The sequence below is a fragment of the Kosakonia oryzendophytica genome (assembly GCF_027886705.1).
Classification (GTDB): Bacteria; Pseudomonadota; Gammaproteobacteria; order Enterobacterales; family Enterobacteriaceae; genus Kosakonia; species Kosakonia oryzendophytica.
This window is the reverse complement of sequence record NZ_CP115659.1, coordinates 4,828,550-4,851,874: the sequence shown is the minus strand read 5'-3', so window position 1 is coordinate 4,851,874 and position 23,325 is coordinate 4,828,550. Positions and strand designations below refer to the sequence as shown.

19 protein-coding genes and 1 riboswitch are annotated in these 23,325 nt (G+C 54.3%); of the genes, 8 read left to right on the top strand and 11 right to left on the bottom strand.

Annotated elements, in window-relative coordinates:
- Window positions 1-120 precede the first annotated feature (120 nt).
- The 3 genes from rpoB (at window position 121) to O9K67_RS23310 (ending at window position 9,664) form a co-directional block, all read left to right on the top strand.
- Window positions 121-4,149, top strand: coding sequence for a DNA-directed RNA polymerase subunit beta (gene rpoB, locus O9K67_RS23320; RefSeq protein WP_061499017.1), 4,029 nt, complete (start codon window positions 121-123; stop codon window positions 4,147-4,149).
- Window positions 4,150-4,225: 76 nt separating this feature from the next.
- Window positions 4,226-8,449 (top strand): DNA-directed RNA polymerase subunit beta', encoded by a 4,224-nt coding sequence (rpoC, locus tag O9K67_RS23315; RefSeq protein WP_061499014.1) that lies wholly within the window; start codon window positions 4,226-4,228, stop codon window positions 8,447-8,449.
- Window positions 8,450-8,602: 153 nt separating this feature from the next.
- Window positions 8,603-9,664 carry an alpha/beta hydrolase family protein gene (locus O9K67_RS23310; RefSeq protein WP_061499011.1) on the top strand — a complete coding sequence of 354 codons (1,062 nt, stop codon included), beginning with the start codon at window positions 8,603-8,605 and terminating at the stop codon, window positions 9,662-9,664.
- On the opposite strand, the gene O9K67_RS23305 is transcribed toward O9K67_RS23310, so the two are convergent.
- From O9K67_RS23305 to O9K67_RS23255, 11 genes are all read right to left on the bottom strand, one after another.
- On the bottom strand, window positions 9,591-10,625 hold the full coding sequence (locus O9K67_RS23305; protein WP_061499009.1) for a helix-turn-helix domain-containing protein: 1,035 nt from the start codon (window positions 10,623-10,625) through the stop codon (window positions 9,591-9,593). The genes O9K67_RS23310 and O9K67_RS23305 overlap by 74 nt on opposite strands.
- A 130-nt stretch (window positions 10,626-10,755) precedes the next feature.
- The gene (locus O9K67_RS23300; RefSeq protein ID WP_061499006.1) at window positions 10,756-11,073 is read right to left on the bottom strand and encodes a PTS lactose/cellobiose transporter subunit IIA; all 318 of its coding nucleotides are present in this window, start codon (window positions 11,071-11,073) and stop codon (window positions 10,756-10,758) included.
- 4 nt (window positions 11,074-11,077) lie between these two features.
- The gene (locus O9K67_RS23295; protein ID WP_061499003.1) at window positions 11,078-11,383 is read right to left on the bottom strand and encodes a PTS sugar transporter subunit IIB; all 306 of its coding nucleotides are present in this window, start codon (window positions 11,381-11,383) and stop codon (window positions 11,078-11,080) included.
- A gap of 145 nt (window positions 11,384-11,528) precedes the next feature.
- A complete protein-coding gene (locus O9K67_RS23290) occupies window positions 11,529-13,070 on the bottom strand; it encodes a sensor domain-containing diguanylate cyclase (RefSeq protein WP_061499000.1) in 1,542 nt (513 codons plus the stop codon).
- 327 nt (window positions 13,071-13,397) lie between these two features.
- Window positions 13,398-14,552 (bottom strand): 2-iminoacetate synthase ThiH, encoded by a 1,155-nt coding sequence (gene thiH, locus O9K67_RS23285; protein ID WP_061498996.1) that lies wholly within the window; start codon window positions 14,550-14,552, stop codon window positions 13,398-13,400.
- Window positions 14,549-15,319 (bottom strand): thiazole synthase, encoded by a 771-nt coding sequence (gene thiG, locus O9K67_RS23280; RefSeq protein ID WP_061498994.1) that lies wholly within the window; start codon window positions 15,317-15,319, stop codon window positions 14,549-14,551. Before thiG ends, thiH begins: the two co-directional genes overlap by 4 nt.
- 1 nt (window position 15,320) lies before the next feature.
- On the bottom strand, window positions 15,321-15,521 hold the full coding sequence (gene thiS, locus O9K67_RS23275; RefSeq protein ID WP_061498992.1) for a sulfur carrier protein ThiS: 201 nt from the start codon (window positions 15,519-15,521) through the stop codon (window positions 15,321-15,323).
- Window positions 15,502-16,260 (bottom strand): HesA/MoeB/ThiF family protein, encoded by a 759-nt coding sequence (locus O9K67_RS23270; RefSeq protein ID WP_061498989.1) that lies wholly within the window; start codon window positions 16,258-16,260, stop codon window positions 15,502-15,504. The genes thiS and O9K67_RS23270 overlap by 20 nt, the downstream gene beginning before the upstream one ends.
- Complete coding sequence (thiE, locus tag O9K67_RS23265) at window positions 16,253-16,888, bottom strand: thiamine phosphate synthase (protein ID WP_061498984.1); 636 nt, start codon at window positions 16,886-16,888, stop codon at window positions 16,253-16,255. Before thiE ends, O9K67_RS23270 begins: the two co-directional genes overlap by 8 nt.
- Window positions 16,888-18,780, bottom strand: a complete 1,893-nt coding sequence (gene thiC / locus O9K67_RS23260) for a phosphomethylpyrimidine synthase ThiC (protein WP_061498981.1) — start codon at window positions 18,778-18,780, stop codon at window positions 16,888-16,890. Before thiC ends, thiE begins: the two co-directional genes overlap by 1 nt.
- An 85-nt stretch (window positions 18,781-18,865) precedes the next feature.
- A riboswitch (TPP riboswitch) is annotated at window positions 18,866-19,019 on the bottom strand.
- A gap of 55 nt (window positions 19,020-19,074) precedes the next feature.
- Entirely contained in the window at window positions 19,075-19,578 is a 504-nt protein-coding gene (locus O9K67_RS23255) for an Rsd/AlgQ family anti-sigma factor (protein WP_061498978.1), read from the bottom strand.
- Window positions 19,579-19,670: 92 nt separating this feature from the next.
- Here O9K67_RS23255 and nudC point away from each other — a divergent pair, with 92 nt between their 5' ends.
- The 5 genes from nudC (at window position 19,671) to hupA (ending at window position 23,320) form a co-directional block, all read left to right on the top strand.
- On the top strand, window positions 19,671-20,444 hold the full coding sequence (gene nudC / locus O9K67_RS23250; protein ID WP_061498975.1) for an NAD(+) diphosphatase: 774 nt from the start codon (window positions 19,671-19,673) through the stop codon (window positions 20,442-20,444).
- A 39-nt stretch (window positions 20,445-20,483) separates the two neighbouring features.
- The gene (gene hemE, locus O9K67_RS23245) at window positions 20,484-21,548 is read left to right on the top strand and encodes a uroporphyrinogen decarboxylase (RefSeq protein WP_061498974.1); all 1,065 of its coding nucleotides are present in this window, start codon (window positions 20,484-20,486) and stop codon (window positions 21,546-21,548) included.
- A 9-nt stretch (window positions 21,549-21,557) separates the two neighbouring features.
- Complete coding sequence (gene nfi / locus O9K67_RS23240; protein WP_061498971.1) at window positions 21,558-22,238, top strand: deoxyribonuclease V; 681 nt, start codon at window positions 21,558-21,560, stop codon at window positions 22,236-22,238.
- Between the two features lie 32 nt (window positions 22,239-22,270).
- Window positions 22,271-22,861, top strand: a complete 591-nt coding sequence (locus tag O9K67_RS23235) for a YjaG family protein (protein ID WP_061498966.1) — start codon at window positions 22,271-22,273, stop codon at window positions 22,859-22,861.
- Window positions 22,862-23,047: 186 nt separating this feature from the next.
- A complete protein-coding gene (hupA, locus tag O9K67_RS23230; RefSeq protein ID WP_035890328.1) occupies window positions 23,048-23,320 on the top strand; it encodes a nucleoid-associated protein HU-alpha in 273 nt (90 codons plus the stop codon).
- Window positions 23,321-23,325 lie beyond the last annotated feature (5 nt).

The following is a 23,325-nucleotide window of genomic DNA, read 5'->3' as shown; positions in this document are numbered from 1 at the left end:
GCGTGATAGCAACAAGCATTGCGGAAAGTGCTCCACTTTCCGGTCCAACAAAATAGTGTTGCATAAACTGTCCTACCGACGGACAGAGTGGGTCGACTTGTCAGCGAGCTGAGGAACCCTATGGTTTACTCCTATACCGAGAAAAAACGTATTCGTAAGGATTTTGGTAAACGTCCACAAGTTCTGGATGTCCCATATCTCCTTTCTATCCAGCTTGACTCGTTCCAGAAGTTTATCGAGCAAGATCCTGAAGGGCAGTACGGTCTGGAAGCGGCTTTCCGCTCCGTGTTCCCGATTAAAAGCTACAGCGGCAATTCGGAACTGCAATACGTCAGCTACCGTCTTGGCGAACCTGTTTTTGATGTTAAAGAATGTCAGATCCGTGGCGTAACATACTCTGCTCCGCTGCGCGTAAAACTGCGTCTGGTGATCTACGAGCGCGAAGCGCCGGAAGGCACTGTTAAAGACATCAAAGAGCAAGAAGTGTACATGGGCGAAATCCCGCTCATGACCGACAACGGTACCTTTGTTATCAACGGTACTGAACGCGTTATTGTTTCTCAGCTGCACCGTAGCCCTGGTGTCTTCTTTGACAGCGATAAGGGTAAAACCCACTCATCTGGTAAGGTGCTTTATAACGCACGTATCATTCCTTACCGTGGGTCATGGCTGGACTTTGAGTTCGATCCGAAAGACAACCTGTTCGTTCGTATCGACCGCCGTCGTAAGCTGCCGGCCACTATCATTCTGCGTGCGCTGAACTACACCACTGAACAGATTCTCGATCTGTTCTTTGAAAAAGTTGTCTTTGAGATTCGTGACAACAAGCTGCAGATGGAACTGGTGCCGGAACGCCTGCGTGGCGAAACTGCTTCTTTCGACATTGAAGCGAACGGCAAAATGTATGTTGAAAAAGGCCGCCGCATCACCGCGCGCCATATCCGTCAGTTGGAAAAAGACGAGATTCAGCATATTGAAGTACCGGTTGAATACATCGCAGGCAAAGTTGCTGCGAAAGATTACATTGATGAATCCACTGGCGAGCTGATTTGCCCGGCGAACATGGAGCTGTCGCTCGATCTGCTGGCAAAACTGAGCCAGTCTGGTCATAAACGTATCGAAACCCTGTTCACCAACGATCTGGACCACGGTCCGTACATTTCTGAAACTGTACGTGTCGACCCGACCAACGATCGTCTGAGCGCGCTGGTAGAAATCTACCGCATGATGCGCCCGGGTGAACCGCCGACGCGCGAAGCGGCTGAAAGCCTGTTTGAGAACCTGTTCTTCTCTGAAGACCGCTACGATCTGTCTGCCGTCGGTCGCATGAAGTTCAACCGTTCTCTGCTGCGCGACAGCATTGAAGGTTCCGGTATCCTGAGCAACGACGACATCATCGAAGTGATGAAAAAACTCATCGGTATCCGTAATGGTATCGGTGAAGTGGATGATATCGACCATCTCGGCAACCGTCGTATCCGTTCCGTGGGCGAAATGGCGGAAAACCAGTTCCGCGTTGGCCTGGTGCGTGTAGAACGTGCGGTGAAAGAGCGTCTGTCTCTCGGCGATCTGGATACCCTGATGCCGCAGGATATGATCAACGCCAAGCCGATCTCCGCTGCAGTGAAAGAGTTCTTTGGTTCCAGCCAACTGTCTCAGTTTATGGACCAGAACAACCCGCTGTCTGAGATCACGCACAAACGTCGTATCTCTGCACTCGGCCCAGGTGGTCTGACCCGCGAACGCGCAGGCTTTGAAGTTCGAGACGTACACCCAACTCACTATGGTCGTGTATGTCCTATCGAAACGCCTGAAGGTCCGAACATCGGTCTGATCAACTCCCTGTCCGTGTACGCGCAGACTAACGAATACGGTTTCCTCGAAACCCCGTATCGTAAAGTGACCGACGGTGTTGTAACTGACGAGATTCATTACCTTTCTGCAATTGAAGAAGGTAACTACGTTATCGCTCAGGCGAACACCAACCTGACGGAAGAAGGTCGTTTCGCAGAAGATCTGGTTACCTGCCGTAGTAAAGGCGAATCGAGCCTGTTCAGCGCAGACCAGGTTGACTATATGGACGTTTCCACCCAGCAGGTGGTTTCCGTCGGTGCATCCCTGATCCCGTTCCTGGAACACGATGACGCCAACCGTGCATTGATGGGTGCGAACATGCAACGTCAGGCGGTTCCGACTCTGCGCTCTGATAAGCCGCTGGTTGGTACCGGTATGGAACGTGCTGTTGCCGTTGACTCCGGTGTTACCGCCGTTGCTAAACGTGGCGGTACCGTTCAGTACGTGGATGCGTCCCGTATCGTTATCAAAGTTAACGAAGACGAGATGTACCCGGGCGAAGCGGGTATCGACATCTACAACCTGACCAAATACACCCGTTCTAACCAGAACACCTGTATCAACCAGATGCCGTGTGTCTCTCTGGGTGAGCCAATTGAGCGCGGCGACGTGCTGGCTGACGGTCCGTCCACCGACCTCGGTGAACTGGCGCTCGGTCAGAACATGCGCGTAGCGTTCATGCCGTGGAACGGTTACAACTTCGAAGACTCCATCCTCGTCTCCGAGCGTGTGGTCCAGGAAGATCGCTTTACAACTATTCACATCCAGGAACTGGCTTGCGTGTCCCGTGACACCAAACTGGGGCCGGAAGAGATCACTGCCGACATCCCGAATGTGGGTGAAGCTGCGCTCTCCAAACTGGATGAATCAGGTATCGTTTACATCGGTGCGGAAGTGACCGGCGGCGACATTCTGGTTGGTAAGGTAACGCCGAAAGGTGAAACCCAACTGACGCCAGAAGAGAAACTGCTGCGCGCGATCTTCGGCGAGAAAGCGTCTGACGTTAAAGACTCTTCTCTGCGCGTACCAAACGGTGTCTCCGGTACTGTTATCGACGTTCAGGTCTTTACCCGTGATGGCGTGGAAAAAGACAAACGTGCGCTGGAAATCGAAGAAATGCAGCTTAAGCAGGCCAAAAAAGACCTGTCTGAAGAACTGCAGATCCTCGAAGCTGGCCTGTTTAGCCGTATCCACAGCGTGCTGGTTTCCGGCGGTGTTGAAGCTGATAAGCTCGACAAACTGCCGCGCGACCGCTGGTTGGAACTGGGCCTGACCGACGAAGAGAAACAAAATCAGCTGGAACAACTGGCTGAGCAGTATGACGAACTGAAACACGAGTTCGAGAAAAAACTTGAAGCGAAACGCCGCAAAATCACTCAGGGCGACGATCTGGCACCGGGCGTGCTGAAGATTGTTAAGGTGTATCTGGCCGTTAAACGTCAGATCCAGCCGGGTGATAAAATGGCAGGTCGTCACGGTAACAAAGGTGTTATCTCCAAGATCAACCCGATCGAAGATATGCCTTACGATGAAAACGGCACGCCGGTAGATATCGTACTGAACCCGCTGGGCGTACCGTCTCGTATGAACATCGGTCAGATCCTGGAAACTCACCTGGGTATGGCTGCTAAAGGTATTGGCGATAAGATCAACGCCATGCTGAAGCAGCAGCAAGAAGTCGCCAAACTGCGCGAATTCATCCAGCGTGCCTACGATCTGGGCGCTGACGTTCGCCAGAAAGTTGACCTGAACACCTTCAGCGATGATGAGGTTCTGCGTCTGGCAGAAAACCTGCGTAAAGGCATGCCGATCGCAACGCCGGTCTTCGACGGTGCGAAAGAGTCTGAAATCAAGGAACTGTTACAGTTGGGTGGCCTGCCGACTTCCGGTCAGATCACACTGTTCGACGGTCGTACCGGTGAGCAATTCGAGCGCCAGGTTACCGTCGGCTACATGTACATGCTGAAACTGAACCACCTGGTTGATGACAAGATGCATGCGCGTTCCACCGGTTCTTACAGCCTGGTTACTCAGCAGCCGCTGGGTGGTAAGGCGCAGTTCGGTGGTCAGCGCTTCGGGGAGATGGAAGTGTGGGCGCTGGAAGCTTACGGCGCAGCATACACCCTGCAAGAAATGCTTACCGTTAAGTCTGATGACGTGAACGGTCGTACCAAGATGTATAAAAACATCGTGGACGGCAACCATCAGATGGAACCGGGTATGCCAGAGTCCTTCAACGTACTGTTGAAAGAGATTCGTTCGCTGGGTATCAACATCGAACTGGAAGACGAGTAATTCTCGCTCAAACAGGTCACTGCTGCCGGGGTAAAACCCGGCAGCGGAATGTGCTAACTCCGACGGGAGCAAATCCGTGAAAGACTTATTAAAGTTTCTGAAAGCGCAAACTAAAACCGAAGAGTTTGATGCGATCAAAATTGCTCTGGCCTCGCCAGACATGATCCGTTCATGGTCTTTTGGTGAAGTTAAGAAGCCGGAAACCATCAACTACCGTACGTTCAAGCCTGAGCGTGACGGCCTTTTCTGTGCGCGTATTTTCGGGCCAGTAAAAGACTACGAGTGCCTGTGCGGTAAGTACAAGCGCTTGAAACACCGTGGTGTGATCTGTGAGAAGTGCGGCGTTGAAGTGACCCAGACTAAAGTGCGCCGTGAGCGCATGGGCCACATCGAGCTGGCGTCTCCGACCGCCCACATTTGGTTCCTGAAATCTCTGCCGTCCCGTATCGGTTTGCTGCTGGATATGCCGCTGCGTGATATCGAGCGCGTTCTGTACTTCGAATCCTATGTGGTTATCGAAGGCGGTATGACCAATCTGGAACGTAACCAGATCCTGACCGAAGAACAGTACCTGGACGCGCTGGAAGAGTTCGGTGACGAATTCGACGCGAAAATGGGCGCCGAAGCTATTCAGGCCCTGCTGAAAAGCATGGATCTGGAGCAGGAATGCGAACAACTGCGCGAAGAGCTGAACGAAACTAACTCCGAAACCAAACGTAAGAAGCTGACCAAGCGTATCAAACTGCTGGAAGCGTTCGTACAGTCTGGTAACAAACCGGAGTGGATGATCCTGACTGTTCTGCCAGTGCTGCCGCCGGACCTGCGTCCGCTGGTTCCGCTGGACGGTGGTCGTTTCGCAACGTCGGATCTGAACGATCTGTACCGTCGCGTGATCAACCGTAACAACCGTCTGAAACGCCTGTTGGATCTGGCGGCGCCGGACATCATCGTACGCAACGAAAAACGTATGCTGCAGGAAGCGGTTGACGCCCTGCTGGATAACGGCCGCCGCGGTCGTGCGATCACCGGTTCCAACAAACGTCCTCTGAAATCTTTGGCCGATATGATCAAAGGTAAACAGGGTCGTTTCCGTCAGAACCTGCTCGGTAAGCGTGTTGACTACTCCGGTCGTTCTGTTATCACCGTAGGTCCGTACCTGCGTCTGCATCAGTGCGGTCTGCCGAAGAAAATGGCGCTGGAGCTGTTCAAACCGTTCATTTACGGCAAGCTGGAACTGCGTGGCCTCGCCACCACCATCAAAGCCGCGAAGAAAATGGTTGAGCGTGAAGAAGCTGTCGTTTGGGATATCCTGGATGAAGTTATCCGCGAACACCCGGTACTGCTGAACCGTGCACCAACCCTGCACCGTTTGGGTATTCAGGCGTTTGAACCGGTTCTGATCGAAGGTAAAGCTATTCAGCTGCACCCGCTGGTTTGTGCAGCATATAACGCCGACTTCGATGGTGACCAGATGGCTGTTCACGTACCGCTGACGCTGGAAGCCCAGTTGGAAGCGCGTGCGCTGATGATGTCCACCAACAACATTCTGTCTCCGGCGAACGGCGAACCTATCATCGTTCCGTCTCAGGACGTTGTACTGGGTCTGTACTACATGACCCGTGACTGTGTTAACGCCAAAGGCGAAGGCATGGTGCTGACTGGCCCGAAAGAAGCTGAGCGTATCTATCGCGCTGGCCTGGCCTCTCTGCATGCGCGCGTTAAAGTGCGTATCACTGAATACGAAAAAGATGCTAACGGCGAATTCGTTGCGAAAACCAGCCTGAAAGACACGACCGTTGGTCGTGCGATTCTGTGGATGATCGTGCCGAAAGGTCTGCCTTTCTCCATCGTCAACCAGGCGCTGGGCAAGAAAGCCATCTCCAAAATGCTGAACACCTGTTACCGCATTCTGGGCCTGAAACCGACCGTTATTTTTGCTGACCAGACGATGTACACCGGCTTTGCTTATGCAGCGCGTTCAGGTGCATCCGTTGGTATCGATGACATGGTCATCCCGGCGAAAAAACACGAGATCATCAGCGAAGCGGAAGCTGAAGTTGCTGAGATCCAGGAGCAGTTCCAGTCTGGTCTGGTAACTGCTGGCGAACGCTATAACAAAGTCATCGATATTTGGGCTGCGGCGAACGATCGCGTATCCAAAGCGATGATGGACAACCTGCAGACTGAAACCGTGATTAACCGTGACGGTGTTGAAGAGCAGCAGGTTTCCTTTAACAGCATCTACATGATGGCCGACTCCGGTGCGCGTGGTTCTGCAGCCCAGATTCGTCAGCTTGCTGGTATGCGTGGTTTGATGGCGAAGCCGGATGGCTCCATCATCGAAACGCCGATCACCGCGAACTTCCGTGAAGGTCTGAACGTACTCCAGTACTTCATCTCCACACACGGTGCGCGTAAAGGTCTGGCGGATACCGCACTGAAAACCGCGAACTCCGGTTACCTGACTCGTCGTCTGGTAGACGTTGCGCAGGACCTGGTTGTAACCGAAGACGATTGTGGCACCCTCGAAGGTATCACCATGACGCCGGTTATCGAAGGTGGCGACGTTAAAGAGCCGCTGCGCGATCGCGTTCTGGGTCGTGTGACAGCTGAAGACATTCTGAAACCGGGTACGGCAGACATTCTGGTTCCGCGCAACACGCTGCTGCACGAGCAGTGGTGTGACCTGCTGGAAGCGAACTCCGTCGACTCCGTTAAAGTGCGTTCCGTTGTATCTTGTGACACCGACTTTGGTGTATGTGCACACTGCTACGGTCGTGACCTGGCGCGTGGCCACATCATCAACAAAGGTGAAGCAATCGGCGTTATCGCGGCGCAGTCCATCGGTGAGCCGGGTACACAGCTGACGATGCGTACGTTCCACATCGGTGGTGCGGCATCTCGTGCGGCTGCTGAATCCAGCATCCAGGTGAAAAACAAAGGTAGCATCCGCCTGAGCAACGCGAAGACGGTTGTTAACTCCAGCGGTAAACTGGTTATCACCTCCCGTAACACTGAGCTGAAATTGATCGACGAATTTGGTCGTACCAAAGAAAGCTACAAAGTGCCTTACGGCTCCGTGATGGCGAAAGGTGATGGTGAGCAGGTTGCCGGCGGTGAAACCGTTGCAAACTGGGATCCGCATACCATGCCGGTTATCACTGAAGTGGCTGGTTTCATCCGCTTCACTGACATGATCGACGGCCAGACCATTACACGTCAGACCGACGAACTGACCGGTCTGTCTTCACTGGTGGTTCTGGACTCCGCAGAGCGTACCTCTGGTGGTAAAGACCTGCGTCCGGCGCTGAAAATCGTTGACGCTAACGGCAATGATGTTCTGATTCCGGGCACCGACATGCCGGCGCAGTACTTCCTGCCAGGTAAAGCGATCGTTCAGTTGGAAGATGGCGTTCAGATCAGCTCTGGTGACACCCTGGCGCGTATTCCGCAGGAATCCGGCGGTACCAAGGATATTACCGGTGGTCTGCCGCGCGTTGCGGACCTGTTCGAAGCACGTCGTCCGAAAGAGCCGGCAATTCTGGCTGAAATCAGCGGTATTATTTCCTTCGGTAAAGAGACCAAAGGTAAACGCCGTCTGGTGATCACGCCGGTTGACGGTAGCGAGCCGTACGAAGAGATGATTCCGAAATGGCGTCAGCTCAACGTGTTTGAAGGTGAACGTGTAGAACGTGGTGACGTGGTTTCCGACGGTCCGGAAGCGCCGCACGACATTCTGCGTCTTCGTGGTGTACACGCGGTAACGCGTTATATCACCAACGAAGTACAGGACGTTTACCGTCTGCAGGGCGTTAAGATCAACGATAAGCATATCGAAGTTATCGTTCGTCAGATGCTGCGTAAAGCCACCATCGTGAACGCGGGCAGCTCCGAGTTCCTCGAAGGTGAGCAGGTTGAATACTCTCGCGTTAAGATCGCTAACCGCGAACTGGAAGCGAACGGCAAAATCGGTGCAACGTATGCACGCGATCTGCTGGGTATCACCAAAGCGTCTCTGGCTACCGAGTCCTTCATCTCCGCGGCATCGTTCCAGGAGACCACGCGTGTGCTTACCGAAGCAGCCGTTGCGGGCAAACGCGACGAACTGCGCGGTCTGAAAGAGAACGTGATCGTGGGTCGTCTGATCCCGGCCGGTACTGGTTATGCGTACCACCAGGATCGTATGCGCCGTCGCGCCGCTGGCGAACTGCCGGCAGCACCGCAGGTAACTGCGGAAGATGCAAGCGCGAGCCTGGCAGAACTGCTGAACGCAGGTCTGGGTGGCTCAGACAACGAGTAATCGTTCCTGTAATAAAAAACCCGCTTCGGCGGGTTTTTTTATGTCTGCATTTCATGAAAACGCCGTTAAAAGAGTTCTCGATCGCGTTCCAGGACGCATACCGCAGGCATGTGTGACCAGAATAGGCCCGTGTTAATTAACCTGGTACTCAATATGTCACGCCTTTTTGTTCTGTTTCTTACGGTTATGCTCAGCAGTGCTGCCTGGAGCGAAACTGCTTTTCGCCAGTTGCGTATGGATGAGGAGAGTTCCCGTCCCCTTGAGGTTGCGCTCTGGTATCCCACTCTGCAACATGGTGCATTACAAACGATAGGGGACAATATCGCGTTCAGCGGCACACGAGCACTGCGCGATGCCGAACCCACATCGGGCGAGCATCCTCTTTTGCTGATCTCTCATGGCTATGGTGGCAACTGGCGTAACCTTAACTGGCTGGCGCAACGGATGGCCTTGCAAGGGTACATTGTGGCCGCAGTTGATCATCCCGGCACGACTACACGTAACCAGCATCCGCAGGATGCTCAGCAACTGTGGCTACGCCCGCAGGATCTGCTGCACGTAATGAATAAGGTGATCGCCACTCCCGCTCTTGCCGGGCGGGTGGATAGCCGACGTATTGCGGCGATAGGGCATTCGCTCGGGGGCTGGACGGTGCTGGAACTGGCGGGAGCCCGTTTTGATGCGCAGCGCTTTATCACGGATTGTCAGCAACATCCGATCCTGTCGGGGTGTAAATTGACAGCAAAACTGGGGATCGACCAGCCTCTGGCTGCCAGCAAGCTGGTGGCGGATGCACGTGAATCCCGCATTAAAGCAGTGGTTTCGCTGGATCTTGGGCTGGCGCGGGGTTTCCGTCCGGATAGCCTCCGGCAGATAACGGTTCCCGTTTTGATTATGGCTGCGCAGGCGGATAGCGACGCCCTGCCCGCCAGCCTGGAATCGGGGTATCTGGCTACGTATATTCCTGCTGACCGCCAGCGCTATCGCCGCGTTGAAGGCGCGACGCACTTTAGTTTTATGCAGATGTGTAAACCAGGGGCGGCAGCGCTGATTGAGCAAGAAGCACCTGGTGAGGGGATTGTCTGCGAAGATGGCGGTACGCTCAGCCGTAACGCGATTCACCTCCACCTGCTCAAAGAGATCAGCTCCTTTCTGAATCAGGCCCTGGATTACCAACCGCCGCGCGCCGGTAATCCGTTGGCGTCATCCCACTAATACGGGTGAACTCACGGTTGAAATTGGATTTCGTCGCAAACCCGGCGTCCAGCATGATATCCGTGACCGGGGCCGGGCTCTCCCGCAGTAAGCGCTGAGCATAATGGATGCGAAAGCGGTTGATCCATTGTGATACGTTGCAGCCGCGCACCTGGTTGACGGCTTGTGAGATTTGCCGCGCAGGGATGCCCAGTTTTCGCGCCAGTGCATTGAGTGTGAGATCGGTTTGCAGAAACCACTTTTCTTCATTAATGCGTGCTTCGATACGCTGGCAGAGATGTTCGGCCTCCTCATCACAAGGGCGATCTTCCTCGACAGGTTCTGCGATGTGGGGGGGAACAGGCGGTACTTTTTCCCAACTGTAGACGATGGCCAGACAGATAAAGGGCAGCAAAATCGCCTGGGAAAGTGCCACCAACTGCGGTGCTTGTTGCCCTTGATAAACGCCATAATCTACGGCGATAACTAAATCAGTCAGACCGGAAAAACAGAGAAAACAGCCAGCAATAAACGTCATTAATGAGGCGGGTCCGGCATCCTGTAAACGGGTGAAGATAAAGGCATCGGCCCCTTGTCGCGCGGTTCTAATCAATGCGCCGCCGTAGCCAATGAACAGCAGCATCAGTATGGCATCCGTCATCATTGGGGCGACGAGGTTGAGCAGCAACGCGATCAGGGGAGCAATCAGGTAGCGGGGGTTTTTTTGCAGCCTGTTTTGCGTGGTCAGACGTGCAAAGCAGCGCCACGCCAACGGCGGCAGCGCAATGGCAACAATCGACTGAAGCTGACGCAGAATAGCGGCATCGAACTGCCAGCGTAGCGCAGACATGAACACCAACAGCGCACAGCCGCTAATAAATATTGCCGCGCTGCGGTATCCCGATGTGCGTTGCAGGCAGACCTTCAGCAGCAAAATTATCAGAATAGAGAAGGTGTAAAAAGGAAACGGTACGGCGGGCATAGAAGACCTGTACGGGATGGCGTAAAAACGTAATGCTATGTTGTGCCATAAATTCACACGTAAAACACGTCACCACTTTTGGCAGCAACAAAAATGCCCGCGGCGCAGGCATTTTCATAAAGAGAGAGGATCAGTCGCGCAGTGGCAACCGACGGAACAATTCGATCATATCGCCAGCCAGATCCTGAATCACCATCGCGTTCATCAGGTGATCCTGCGAATGGACGGTGATCAGGTTGACCGGTAGTTTGCCGCTGCCCTCATCCAATCCGATCAGTTGCGTTTGTATTTTATGCGCAGTCTTCACATACTCTCGCGACTCTTCCATCGCTTGTTCCGCGCCGTCAAAATCACCTTTACGCGCCAGTTGCAGAGCCGTCAGCGCCTGGCTGCGCGCGGCTCCGGCATTAACCAGCAACTCCATAATGATGGTTTCTAACTCTTCCATGCGTTTACTCCAGTAATTTAAGGGCTTTTTCCAGTACGACATCACCCTTCATCATGCCGTAATCCATCATATCGATAACCGCAACTTTTTTACCCAGCGGTTCCGCCTGCGCCTGCAGCTTTGCCTGCTCGTATTTCACTTGCGGCCCCAGCAACACGATATCTGCCGTTGCAATCTCGTCCTTAAATTCTGCGACAGGAACCGCCTTAATAGAAACGTCGACGCCTTTTTTCTGCGCTGCGTCTTTCATGCGTTGCACCAACATGCTGGTGGACATACCCGCAGCACAACATAAAACGATGTTTTTCATAGTCAGCCTCGGTGTTGATGGGATAAGTGATAATGATCCTGCATCGCCGGGTTCAACAACCGCTTTACCATGATTGTGTGTATGGCATCACAAAGAATCCCTGATTTTCGTGAAACCGGTTACAGCTGTGGCGACATTCGTGGCATTAACCGCTATTTACTTGCAGGATCCGATTTTTACCTTGCTGTTTCGCTTTATAAAGCGCCTCGTCGACGCTGACGATAAGTTGCTCTAGTGGCTCCATATGCCACTCACCAATCCCGGCGCTGAAAGTGACGGTCAATCCTTCTTCACGCCAGCTCCGGCCTTCTACATTTTTGCGCCATTGTTCCAGCAAAGCAGTCGCATCCGTGAGTGATGTGTGTGGGAAAAGAACCGCGAACTCCTCGCCGCCGTAGCGATAAACCGAAAGGGTGTGCGGTTGCATCACCTGAATCCCTTCCCGCGCGACGTTACGCAGCACGATATCGCCGTTTAGATGGCCCCAGATATCGTTAATGGATTTGAAATTATCAATATCCACGAGTGCCAGGGAAAATGGCTGGTGATCATTCATCAGCGCAGCAATATCACCATCGAACGCACGGCGGTTTTTACAGTTAGTTAGCGCATCTATGGTTGCCTGTCGCACCCAGGACTGCTCGCGCTCTTTATTGCTGAGGATGGCTTTACTGAGCATGGCCTCAAGCTTTGGTGCCCGTTTTACATCACCGGTGTTTATCGAATTAATAATATTCATCAGTACCGTACGTGAGGCGTGGCGCAAATACAGACCAAACAGGATGATCAGGACGGCGGCAGTGCCAAATCCCCAGCTAACAATCAGCGTGGAGTGCCGGGTCAGGCTATCAAGCGTGGCGGTGGAAACCTTATAAATGGCGAACCAGTCCGGGTTGGTAAAGGAGTAGTAGTAATACCATGTCGCCGTTTTTTCGTCGTAGACCATCCCTTCACCACTGGTCATCGCTGACAGTAATTCCGGTCTGACGAAGGTTTTGAACAGCGCGCCACTGTCCGGATGCAGCATCGCTTTGCCTTCACGGTCAACAATAAAAAATTCGCCGGGCATCGGCGATTGGGTGGTACGCAGCGTAAAGCTCATTGAGGCGACGTCGAGGTGAAAAGCCAGCGTACCTTTAAGCTTGCCATCCGGCGTGATCACCGGCTTATAAATGCTGACTGTCGGATTGTGGGTAAAGTAATCCTCATAGGCGCTGGTGTAGTGGTTAAACATGCTGGCTTCCGCCTGATGCATAAACCACGGACGTGTTCTGGCATCAAACTGGTCGCTCTCGGCATTGGCGATCACCTGCGGAGCACGGAGGTGATCGCCACGCGAATCAGCCAGTGAAATCGAAGAGACTGATGGCATCAGCGCCAGCAATTGCATCAGTAATTTGAGCCCGTGTTCCCGATCGCCCGTTACCGTGGTGTCCAATTGATCGTCCTGGGCGAAGAAGGTGGCGGCGCGGTTCAGGATGTAGTCATTCTCGCGAAGGATCGACTGTGTGTAATTTAATGCCAGGTTATGGGTAAAGTTACGATTTATATCGTGGTATCTCTCCAGCATTTCCTTTTGCTGACTGAAGGTCACCAAAAAAGCGATGACGATAAAACTCACAAAAATCCCGGCGAAGCTCAACAGAATCGGGGTTGTGAACGAGAGTTGTCGACTGTGAATTTTCATATCCTTGATCATTCATCATTGAGGTGGCAGGTAAAGTATAAGGGGTTAGAGGAAAGATGAGGGTTACATCAACATCGAACATGCATGCCGTACCGGCATTTATTATGCGGTGATTATAACGCCTGCTAAATCGGTCATGACGAAATATTGTGCTCTTTCGCGACGTACCGGTTTTACCGGTGATGAAAAGGAATAATGAAAAGCGGAGCGGCCATGAGGGGATTTAGCCGCTCCGGTCAGTCTGATAACCTGACGCAAGAATAATGCCGGAGCGGGAGCGCTGGCGCGACTGCCCGATCCGGGTTTTACGCGATGTACCGTAAAATTTTACCCCGTTATCAGCGTGTTGCTGTTTTTTTGCGGCGCGCGTCCCAACCAGCTATCCCAATCTTTCCATACCGGTTGCAACCCGCGCGCCATCAACGCGCTGGCGACGTCTTGCGGTCGCCGACCATCGTGCGGGGAGAATTGTTCCAGCTCCGGGTGATTATCCGCATAGCCTCCGGGTTGAGTTTTGGAAAACGCGCTGACGTTATTGATAGCCAGCGGGATAACGTGATCGCGAAAATGGGGGGATTCGCGGGTCGAGAGTGACAGTTCGACATCCGGTGCCAGCAGGCGGAAGGCGCAGATGGTTTGTACCAGTTGGCGTTCATCCATGATCGATGCCGGCTCAATACCGCCAGTGCAGGGCCGTAAACGGGGAAATGAAATGGAATAGCGACTCTGCCAGTAGTGTTGCTGTAACCACAGCAGGTGTTCCGCCACCATATAACAGTCCACCCGCCAGCTGTCGCTCAGACCAATTAATGCCCCCAGACCGATTTTATCGATCCCCGCACGCCCCAGTCGATCCGGTGTTTCCAGCCGCCAGATAAAATCCTGCTTTTTACCCCGCAGATGATGTTTTGCGTACATGCTCTGGTGATAGGTTTCCTGATAGACCATGACGCCATCCAGACCGAGGGTTTTCAGCTCGGCATATTCTTCCTGAGCGAGAGGCTGAACTTCCATCTGTAATGAAGCGAACTGGCGGCGAATGGAAGGGAAATGGCGGCGAAAATAATCCATCCCCACTTTTCCCTGATGTTCACCGGTGACCAATAACAGATGCTCAAACCCCAGCTCACGTAGCGCGGCGCACTCGCGGGCAATCTCGTTCTCATCCAGCGTCTTGCGTTTCAGGTGATTGCTCATTGAGAAACCACAATAGGTGCAATCATTTGCGCAGAGATTGGAAAGATATAACGGCACATAGAAGCTTACCGTGTTGCCAAAACGCTGGCGGGTAAGTTTTTGCGCCTGCTGCGCCATCGGTTCAAGAAAGTCGCTGGCGGCGGGGGAGAGCAGCGCCATCAAATCTTCTCGCGTGATATGTGGTGCGTGGAGCGCCCGCTCGACATCCGCCGTAGTTTTGCTGTGGATCCGCAGACGAGTATCGTCCCAATTCAGTTGTCGCCAACGTTCGGTAAAGGTGGTCATAAGGCACTCTCCAGGAAACCGGTGAGCGGGCTGGTGGCGGTCGCGTAACGCTGCCGTGCGCCGGGTACGGCATCGCGCGCCAACGAACCGGCTTCTACCGCCAGGCGGAAAGCGCGTGCCATGGCGACCGGGTCGTCGGCCACGGCGATGGCGGTATTCACCAGCACCGCATCGGCCCCCATTTCCAATGCCAGGGCGGCATGGCTGGGCGCGCCGATGCCCGCATCGACCACCACCGGTACGCTGGCCTGTTCGATGATAATCTCCAGCATTGCGCGCGTTTCCAGCCCCTGGTTTGATCCTATCGGTGCGCCAAGCGGCATCACCGCTGCGCAGCCCACCTCCTCCAGCCGCTTACACAGGACCGGATCGGCACCGCAATAGGGCAGCACGACAAAACCCATTTGCACCAGTTTCTCTGCGGCGCGCAGGGTTTCTATCGGATCGGGCAGCAGCCAGCGTGCATCCGGGTGAATCTCCAGTTTTAACCAGTGGGTGCCGAGTGCTTCCCGCGCCAGTTGTGCGGCAAAGATAGCCTCTTCCGCATTTTTTGCCCCCGAGGTGTTGGGCAATAGCGTCACGCCCGCTTCACGCAGCGGCTGCAAAATACCGTCGCTGTGCTGGCGCAGATCGACCCGTTTCATCGCCAGCGTCACCAGTTCGCTGCCGGATGCGCGAATCGCCTCGATCATAAGTTGTGGCGCGGCGAATTTACCCGTACCGGTAAACAGTCGTGAAGAAAACGTTTTATCTGCAATACGTAACATCTCAACCCCCTGCAATAACCTGAAATAGCAGGATCCGATCGCCGTCCTGCACAAGATGGTCTTCCCACTGCTCGCGCGGCAGGATCTGTTCGTTTAACGCCAGTGCGACGCCCGGTTTTAACTGGTTGAGCTGGTTAAGCAGCGTGGCAATGGAAAGCCCGGAAGTGCAGCGCATCGGTTCGTCATTGAAGCGTATTTGCATCTTGCCCTCCGCAAACCGGACAATTGCTGGCGCGATGTAGTGCCAGGGTTCGCCAGAGATTGGTTCGGGCATCAAACAGGCGCAGTTCGCCGCTGGTGGTGTGCATGCCGCTCAACAATTTGACGGTTTCCAGTGCCTGCATTGCACCCATGATCCCCACAACCGGACCCACAATCCCTGCCGTGCGGCAGTTGCGTTCCGGTTCGCTTTCGTCCGGCCACAGGCAGCGATAGCAACCATGCTGCCAGGGCGGTGTCAGTACCATGAGCTGGCCGCCAAAACCGACAGCGCTGGCAGTAACCAGCGGGGTTTCCAGCGCGACGCAAGCTGCGTTAACGGCCTGTCGTGTGATCATATTGTCACTGCAATCCAGCACTACATCTGCCTGAGCAACTTGCTGGTGCAGCGCCTCGCCGTGTAAGCGTTGTTGCAGGGGAATCAGCGCAATATCGGGGTTGAGTTGCTGCAACCGCTGTGCGGTAACCAGGGTTTTTGGCTGATTGATATCGTCGGTGGTAAAGAGGATCTGCCGCTGAAGGTTGCTCAGATGCACAGCATCGTCATCCGCCAGCACCAGCGTGCCGATACCTGCACCGGCAAGGTACACCGCTGCAGGGGCGCCGAGGCCGCCAAGGCCGACAACCAGCACCCGGCTGGCAAGCAGCTTTTGCTGGCCGACAATGGCAATATCTTCCAGCAGGATCTGGCGGCTGTAGCGCATAAAATCGCGATCATTCATCGCCCACCCCCGCAAGTGTCAGCAACTGTTCCGTGGCCTGCCGCCAGTCTGCGGCCTGGGTGATGGCGCTGACCACCGCTATGCTGCCGACGCCTGTCGCCAGCACATCTGCTGCGCGCGAAAGGCTGATCCCGCCAATGGCGACCGTAGGGTAATCTCCCAGTCGCGCAACATGGCGCGCCAGTTGTTCCAGCCCTTGTGGCGCGGAGGGCATCTGCTTGGTCTGCGTCGGGAAAACATGGCCGAGTGCGATATACGAAGGGCGTGCCGCCAGCGCGATATCCATCTCCATATCGTCATGCGTGGAGACGCCCAGGCGCAGACCCGCCGCGCGAATGGCGCTTAGGTCGGCGGTTTCCAGGTCTTCCTGGCCAAGATGTACGCCGTACGCCTGGTGTTTTATGGCCAGCCGCCAGTAGTCATTGATAAATAACCGCGCGTTGTAACGGCGTCCCAGTGCGATGGCGGCAGCGACATCGTCTTCGACCTCAGGGTCGCGTTTGTCTTTGATACGCAGTTGCAGGGTGCGCACGCCCGCTTCCAGCAAGCGGGCGATCCACTCAACGCTGTCGACAACCGGGTAGAGCCCGAGGCGAAACGGTACCGGAGGAAAGGCGGGTTGGTACATCAGGCTTCCTCCTTTTTCAGGTAGATTTCCCCGCCGCGGGCGCGGAAGTCGTTCGACTTATCATGCATCCCGACTTCGATGGCCTGCGCCGCCGCGTAATCGCGCACTTCCTGCGAGATTTTCATCGAGCAGAATTTCGGCCCGCACATTGAGCAGAAGTGAGCGATTTTGCCGGACTCCTGCGGTAGGGTTTCATCATGGTAAGCACGGGCGGTAAAGGGATCCAGCGCAAGATTAAACTGATCTTCCCAGCGGAACTCAAAACGGGCTTTCGACATGGCGTTATCGCGGATCTGCGCGCCAGGGTGGCCTTTTGCCAGGTCAGCAGCATGGGCGGCGATCTTGTAGGTGATCAACCCCTGTTTAACATCCTCTTTGTTTGGCAGGCCCAGGTGTTCTTTGGGTGTGACATAACAGAGCATGGCACAGCCAAACCAGCCAATCATTGCCGCGCCAATACCGGAGGTGAAGTGGTCATAACCTGGCGCGATATCGGTGGTCAGTGGTCCGAGCGTGTAGAATGGCGCTTCGTGACAATGCTCCAGTTCTTCGGTCATATTGCGGCGGATCATCTGCATCGGCACATGCCCCGGACCTTCAATCATGACCTGCACATCATACTCCCAGGCGATTTTGGTCAGTTCACCCAGCGTATGCAGTTCGGCAAACTGCGCTTCGTCGTTGGCATCCTGGATCGAACCCGGACGCAGGCCATCGCCGAGAGACAGCGAAACATCGTATGCGGCGCAGATTTCACAAATTTCCCGGAAGTGAGTGTAAAGGAAGTTTTCTTGATGATGGGAGAGGCACCACTTCGCCATAATCGACCCGCCACGCGAAACAATGCCGGTCAGGCGCTGCGCGGTCATCGGGACGTAACGCAGCAATACGCCTGCGTGGATAGTGAAATAATCCACCCCTTGTTCCGCCTGTTCGAGCAGCGTATCGCGGAATGCCTGCCAGTTTAGATCTTCGGCGATCCCGTTCACCTTCTCCAGCGCCTGGTAGATCGGTACCGTACCGATTGGCACCGGGCTGTTACGCAGGATCCATTCGCGGGTTTCGTGAATATAGCGCCCGGTAGAGAGATCCATCACCGTGTCTGCGCCCCAGCGGGTTGACCACACCAGTTTTTCTACTTCCTCTTCGATGGACGAGGTCACGGCTGAGTTACCGATGTTGGCGTTCACTTTTACCAGAAAGTTACGCCCAATGATCATCGGTTCCGACTCCGGGTGGTTGATGTTGGCTGGAATGATCGCGCGGCCAGCGGCGACTTCATCGCGCACAAACTCTGGCGTGATATTTTTCGGCAGGCGGGCGCCAAAAGCTTCACCCGGATGCTGTCTGCGCAGCACTTCGCTACGAATACGTTCGCGGCCCATATTTTCGCGAATGGCGATAAACTCCATCTCCGGCGTGATGATCCCTTTGCGGGCGTAGTGTAGCTGGGTAACACGTTGACCAGCTTTGGCGCGGCGCGGGGTCAATAGCCCGTTGAAGCGCAGCTCATCAAGGCCTTCGTCCGCCAGACGTGCATTGGTATAAGCTGAACTGCGTTCATCAAGCGTTTCACTGTCATCACGCGCGGCGATCCAGGGGGCGCGTAACTTCGCGAGACCTTGCTGCACATCGATGGCGATTGCCGGATCGCCATACGGGCCGGAGGTGTCGTAAACCGGTACTGCTTCGTTCTCTTCAAACTGAGGGTGCTCTTTTGTACCGCCAGTCAGCGTTGGGCTGAGCTGGATTTCCCGCATTGGGATACGGATATCAGGTCGTGAACCGGTGACGTAAATACGGTGTGAATTGGGGAAAGCGGTGCCTTCCAGCGTGTCGATAAAGTGTTGCGCCTGGGCGCGTTGTTCACGGCGTGTAAGTTTTGCAGACATAGCTCATTCCAGAATTAAAAGGAGATGGCTTGTCAGACGACGGATGGAGTAATGGCAACAAACCGCCCGTAAGGGTGGTTGATGTGAATGGATTACTCTTGTTCCCTTCGCAGGTCTTAACCCGATCAGGTTCCGCGGATCCCGAATTAACGGTCTCAGCCTTTTCCACTTCATCTTTCGCGCCGCTTCGCGGCATTGCGAATTCTGTAGTGGAGAGATAGGCACTCCGACAAGAAAAACCCCCGCCCTCAGACGGGGAACTGCTTTTTAAACTACGCGTTACTTTTTAAGAATTCAAGCAGGGCGCGCCATGCCGGTTTCGTCATTGGCGCTCTCTTTGAGATTGTTATCAAAGGCCAGCACAATCAGTTTGTCTTCCAGTCTGAAGCGGGCCTCCAGCGCTTCGCCGATGTCGGAAAGCGCCTGTTGGAATTCCAGACAGTTATCATCGTCAATGGCGTTTTCCAGGCTGGTATCGTAATAATTCATGATTTCGATGGTGTTGGCTTCCAGCAGTGGATAGAGCTGGTTAGCGATTAAAAGTGGACTGCTCCCTTCCATTTCGCGAATGACGCGTTCATAAATACTGAAGTGACCTGCGGAGAGGTACTCCACCAGGTTGTGACAGAAATCGTCCAGCGCTTTTTCATTAAGCTGCATGAACGATCCTTTGCCAGGCTTAATGCCAACCAGATTGTAGTAAGAAACGAGAAGTTGCTTACGTACTAGCAGCCAATGGTCGACAAGTGTGTTACTTCCTCCAACGCGCTCTGTCAGGCTTTCTAACTGGTTTAGCATAATTGGCTCCGCAATATGTAAGTGAAAAAATGCTCACCCAAATGTAATAATAATGTTAACAAAATGCCAGTGAAGCTAAGGTAGTGCACCAAATGGTACGTATTATTGACGCACGGGATCATGGCTGGTGGATCGTAAGCCATGAACAAAAATTATGGTTGCCCGGTGGAGAATTACCACATGGGCAGGCAGGAAATTTCGATCTTGTGGGGCAGAGCGCGCTTCACATCGGCGAATGGCAGGGCGAACCGGTATGGATGATCCGCCAGAATCGCCGCCAGGAAATGGGATCCGTACGGCAGGTAATTGATCAGGACGTCGGGCTGTTCCAACTGGCCGGGCGCGGTGTGCAACTGGCGGAGTTTTACCGCTCACATCAGTTCTGCGGTTACTGTGGGCACACCATGCATCCGAGCAAAACCGAGTGGGCAATGCTGTGTGATCACTGCCGCGAGCGCTACTATCCGCAAATTGCCCCCTGCATTATCGTCGCCATCCGCCGTGATGACGCTATTCTTCTGGCGCAGCATACGCGTCATCGTAACGGGATTTACACTGTGCTGGCCGGGTTTGTTGAAGTGGGCGAAACCCTGGAGCAGGCAGTGGCCCGCGAAGTGATGGAAGAGAGCGGCATTAAAGTTAAAAATTTGCGTTATGTCACTTCCCAACCATGGCCTTTTCCTCAATCACTGATGACCGCGTTTATGGCGGAATATGACAGCGGTGATATTCATATCGACCCGAAAGAGCTGTTGGATGCGGGCTGGTATCGTTATGACGATTTACCCCTGTTGCCGCCGCCGGGCACCGTTGCGCGCCGTCTGATCGAAGATACGGTGGCGATGTGCCGCGCAGAGTATGAGTAAGGCGTATATACTGGCGACCTGACGCTTAAGGAACTGACAATGACCGAACTGAAAAACGATCGTTACCTGCGCGCGCTTCAGCGCCAGCCAGTAGACATGACGCCGGTATGGATGATGCGCCAGGCGGGCCGCTATTTACCGGAATATAAAGCGACGCGCGCGCAAGCTGGCGACTTTATGTCGCTGTGTAAAAATGCGGATCTTGCTTGTGAAGTGACGCTACAACCGCTGCGTCGCTATCCGCTTGATGCGGCGATCCTCTTCTCGGACATTCTCACCGTACCGGACGCGATGGGCCTTGGGCTCTATTTCGAAGCGGGTGAAGGGCCGCGGTTTACTTCCCCCATCACCTCAAAAGCGGATGTTGAGAAACTCCCGGTGCCGGACCCGGAAAGCGAACTGGGTTATGTGATGAACGCGGTGCGCACCATCCGTCGCGAACTGAAAGGCGAGGTGCCGCTGATTGGCTTCTCGGGTAGCCCCTGGACGCTGGCGACCTACATGGTGGAAGGTGGCAGCAGCAAAGCCTTTACCGTGATCAAAAAAATGATGTACGCCGAACCGAAGACGCTGCATCTGCTGTTGGATAAGCTGGCGCAAAGCGTCACGCTGTACCTTAATGCGCAGATCCGCGCCGGGGCGCAGTCGGTGATGATTTTTGACACCTGGGGCGGTGTTCTCACGGGGCGCGATTACCAACAGTTCTCGCTTTATTACATGCATAAAATCGTTGATGGCCTGTTGCGTGAAAATGCAGGTCGCCGCGTGCCGGTCACGCTGTTTACCAAAGGGGGGGGACAGTGGCTGGAAGCGATGGCCGAGACCGGTTGTGATGCGTTGGGGCTGGACTGGACAACGGATATCGCCGATGCGCGACGTCGTGTAGGACATAAAGTCGCCCTGCAAGGGAATATGGATCCGTCCATGCTCTATGCACCGCCTGCGCGTATTGAAGAAGAAGTGGCTTCCATTCTGGCGGGTTTCGGCAAAGGCGAGGGTCATGTGTTTAACCTTGGGCACGGCATTCATCAGGATGTTCCACCGGAACATGCCGGCGCATTTGTGGAGGCGGTGCACCGTCTGTCGGCCTCCTGGCATCAGTAAGGAGAGAATATGGATCTCGCGTCACTACGCGAACAACAACGTGAACTGGCTTCATCGGTGATTCATGAGGATCGCCTTGTGAACGATCCGCCGACGGTGATCGGCGGTGCGGATGTAGGTTTCGAGCAGGGTGGTGAAGTGACGCGAGCGGCCATGGTGCTGCTTTCGTACCCGTCGTTGGCGCTTATCGAGTACCAGGTGGCGCGTATTCCCACCACAATGCCTTACATTCCAGGTTTCCTTTCGTTTCGCGAATATCCGGCGTTGCTGGCGGCGTGGGAACAGCTTTCGCAAAAGCCGGATCTGCTTTTTGTTGATGGTCACGGCATCTCTCACCCGCGCCGCCTTGGCGTTGCCAGCCATTTTGGTCTGCTGGTCGATGTTCCGACTATTGGTGTGGCGAAGAAACGGTTGTGCGGCAAGTTTGAGCCGCTTGCCGACGAACCTGGTGCGCTCTCGCCGCTGATGGATAAAGGTGAGAAGCTGGCATGGGTGTGGCGCAGTAAAGCGCGCTGTAATCCGTTGTTTATCACGACCGGGCACCGGGTGAGCCAGGATAGTGCTCTGGCGTGGGTGCAGCGCTGTATGAAAGGCTACCGCCTGCCTGAGCCGACGCGTTGGGCAGATGCAGTGGCATCCGGTCGTCCGGCGTTTACGCGTTGGCAGGCAATTCAGCGTGATATCAGGTAAACTGCGCCTAATACCGACTTTGAGAAGCGATCATGTTACAAAACCCGATTCACCTGCGTCTGGAAAAGCTGGAAAGCTGGCAGCACGTTGTCTTTATGGCCTGTCTGTGCGAACGCATGTACCCCAATTACGCCATGTTTTGTCAGCAAACGGAGTTTGGCGATGCGCAGCTCTACCGCCGTATTCTTGACCTCGTGTGGGAAACGCAGGTGGTAAAAGACGCCAAGGTGAATTTCGACAGCCAGCTTGAGAAGCTGGAAGAGGCGATCCCTGCGGCTGATGATTACGATCTCTATGGCGTCTACCCGGCGATCGATGCCTGCGTGGCGTTAAGCGAGTTGATTCACTCACGCCTGAGCGGCGAAACGCTCGAACATGCCATCGAGGTCAGCAAGACCTCTATCACCACCGTCGCGATGCTGGAAATGACCCAGGCGGGTCGTGAAATGACCGATGAAGAACTACGACTGAACCCCGCTGTAGAGCAGGAATGGGACATTCAGTGGGAGATTTTCCGCCTTCTGGCTGACTGCGAAGAACGCGACATTGAGTTGATCAAAGGGCTACGCGCAGACTTGCGTGAGGCCGGTGACAGCAATATCGGTATAAATTTGCAGCAATGAGACAATAAAACGTGATTTAACGCCTGTTTTGTCGTGCCATAAGGCTTCCCTTCGCACCCCCGTCTGGTCTACATTTGGGGGGCGAAAATAAGTGGCTATCGGTGCGTGTATGCAGGAGAGTGCTTTTGAGGCATTTCCGTCGCACTCGATGCTTAGCAAGCGATAAACACATTGAAAGGATAACTTATGAACAAGACTCAACTGATTGATGTAATTGCAGACAAGGCTGATCTGTCTAAAGCGCAAGCGAAAGCTGCACTGGAATCCACCCTGGCTGCTATTACTGAGTCTCTGAAAGAAGGTGATGCTGTACAACTGGTTGGTTTCGGTACCTTCAAAGTGAACCACCGCGCTGAGCGTACTGGCCGCAACCCGCAGACCGGTAAAGAAATCAAAATCGCCGCAGCTAACGTGCCGGCATTTGTTTCTGGTAAAGCACTGAAAGACTCTGTTAAGTAAGACAG

What these genes read in the sequence shown, in the direction of transcription:
- rpoB (WP_061499017.1), top strand. Translation starts at nt 121, where the DNA reads ATGGTTTACTCCTATACCGAGAAAAAACGTATTCGTAAGGATTTTGGT.
- O9K67_RS23310 (WP_061499011.1), top strand. Translation starts at nt 8,603, where the DNA reads ATGTCACGCCTTTTTGTTCTGTTTCTTACGGTTATGCTCAGCAGTGCT.
- O9K67_RS23305 (WP_061499009.1), bottom strand. Translation starts at nt 10,625, where the DNA reads ATGCCCGCCGTACCGTTTCCTTTTTACACCTTCTCTATTCTGATAATT.
- O9K67_RS23300 (WP_061499006.1), bottom strand. Translation starts at nt 11,073, where the DNA reads ATGGAAGAGTTAGAAACCATCATTATGGAGTTGCTGGTTAATGCCGGA.
- O9K67_RS23295 (WP_061499003.1), bottom strand. Translation starts at nt 11,383, where the DNA reads ATGAAAAACATCGTTTTATGTTGTGCTGCGGGTATGTCCACCAGCATG.
- O9K67_RS23290 (WP_061499000.1), bottom strand. Translation starts at nt 13,070, where the DNA reads ATGAAAATTCACAGTCGACAACTCTCGTTCACAACCCCGATTCTGTTG.
- thiH (WP_061498996.1), bottom strand. Translation starts at nt 14,552, where the DNA reads ATGACCACCTTTACCGAACGTTGGCGACAACTGAATTGGGACGATACT.
- thiG (WP_061498994.1), bottom strand. Translation starts at nt 15,319, where the DNA reads ATGTTACGTATTGCAGATAAAACGTTTTCTTCACGACTGTTTACCGGT.
- thiS (WP_061498992.1), bottom strand. Translation starts at nt 15,521, where the DNA reads ATGCAAATACGCTTCAATGACGAACCGATGCGCTGCACTTCCGGGCTT.
- O9K67_RS23270 (WP_061498989.1), bottom strand. Translation starts at nt 16,260, where the DNA reads ATGAATGATCGCGATTTTATGCGCTACAGCCGCCAGATCCTGCTGGAA.
- thiE (WP_061498984.1), bottom strand. Translation starts at nt 16,888, where the DNA reads ATGTACCAACCCGCCTTTCCTCCGGTACCGTTTCGCCTCGGGCTCTAC.
- thiC (WP_061498981.1), bottom strand. Translation starts at nt 18,780, where the DNA reads ATGTCTGCAAAACTTACACGCCGTGAACAACGCGCCCAGGCGCAACAC.
- O9K67_RS23255 (WP_061498978.1), bottom strand. Translation starts at nt 19,578, where the DNA reads ATGCTAAACCAGTTAGAAAGCCTGACAGAGCGCGTTGGAGGAAGTAAC.
- nudC (WP_061498975.1), top strand. Translation starts at nt 19,671, where the DNA reads ATGGTACGTATTATTGACGCACGGGATCATGGCTGGTGGATCGTAAGC.
- hemE (WP_061498974.1), top strand. Translation starts at nt 20,484, where the DNA reads ATGACCGAACTGAAAAACGATCGTTACCTGCGCGCGCTTCAGCGCCAG.
- nfi (WP_061498971.1), top strand. Translation starts at nt 21,558, where the DNA reads ATGGATCTCGCGTCACTACGCGAACAACAACGTGAACTGGCTTCATCG.
- O9K67_RS23235 (WP_061498966.1), top strand. Translation starts at nt 22,271, where the DNA reads ATGTTACAAAACCCGATTCACCTGCGTCTGGAAAAGCTGGAAAGCTGG.
- hupA (WP_035890328.1), top strand. Translation starts at nt 23,048, where the DNA reads ATGAACAAGACTCAACTGATTGATGTAATTGCAGACAAGGCTGATCTG.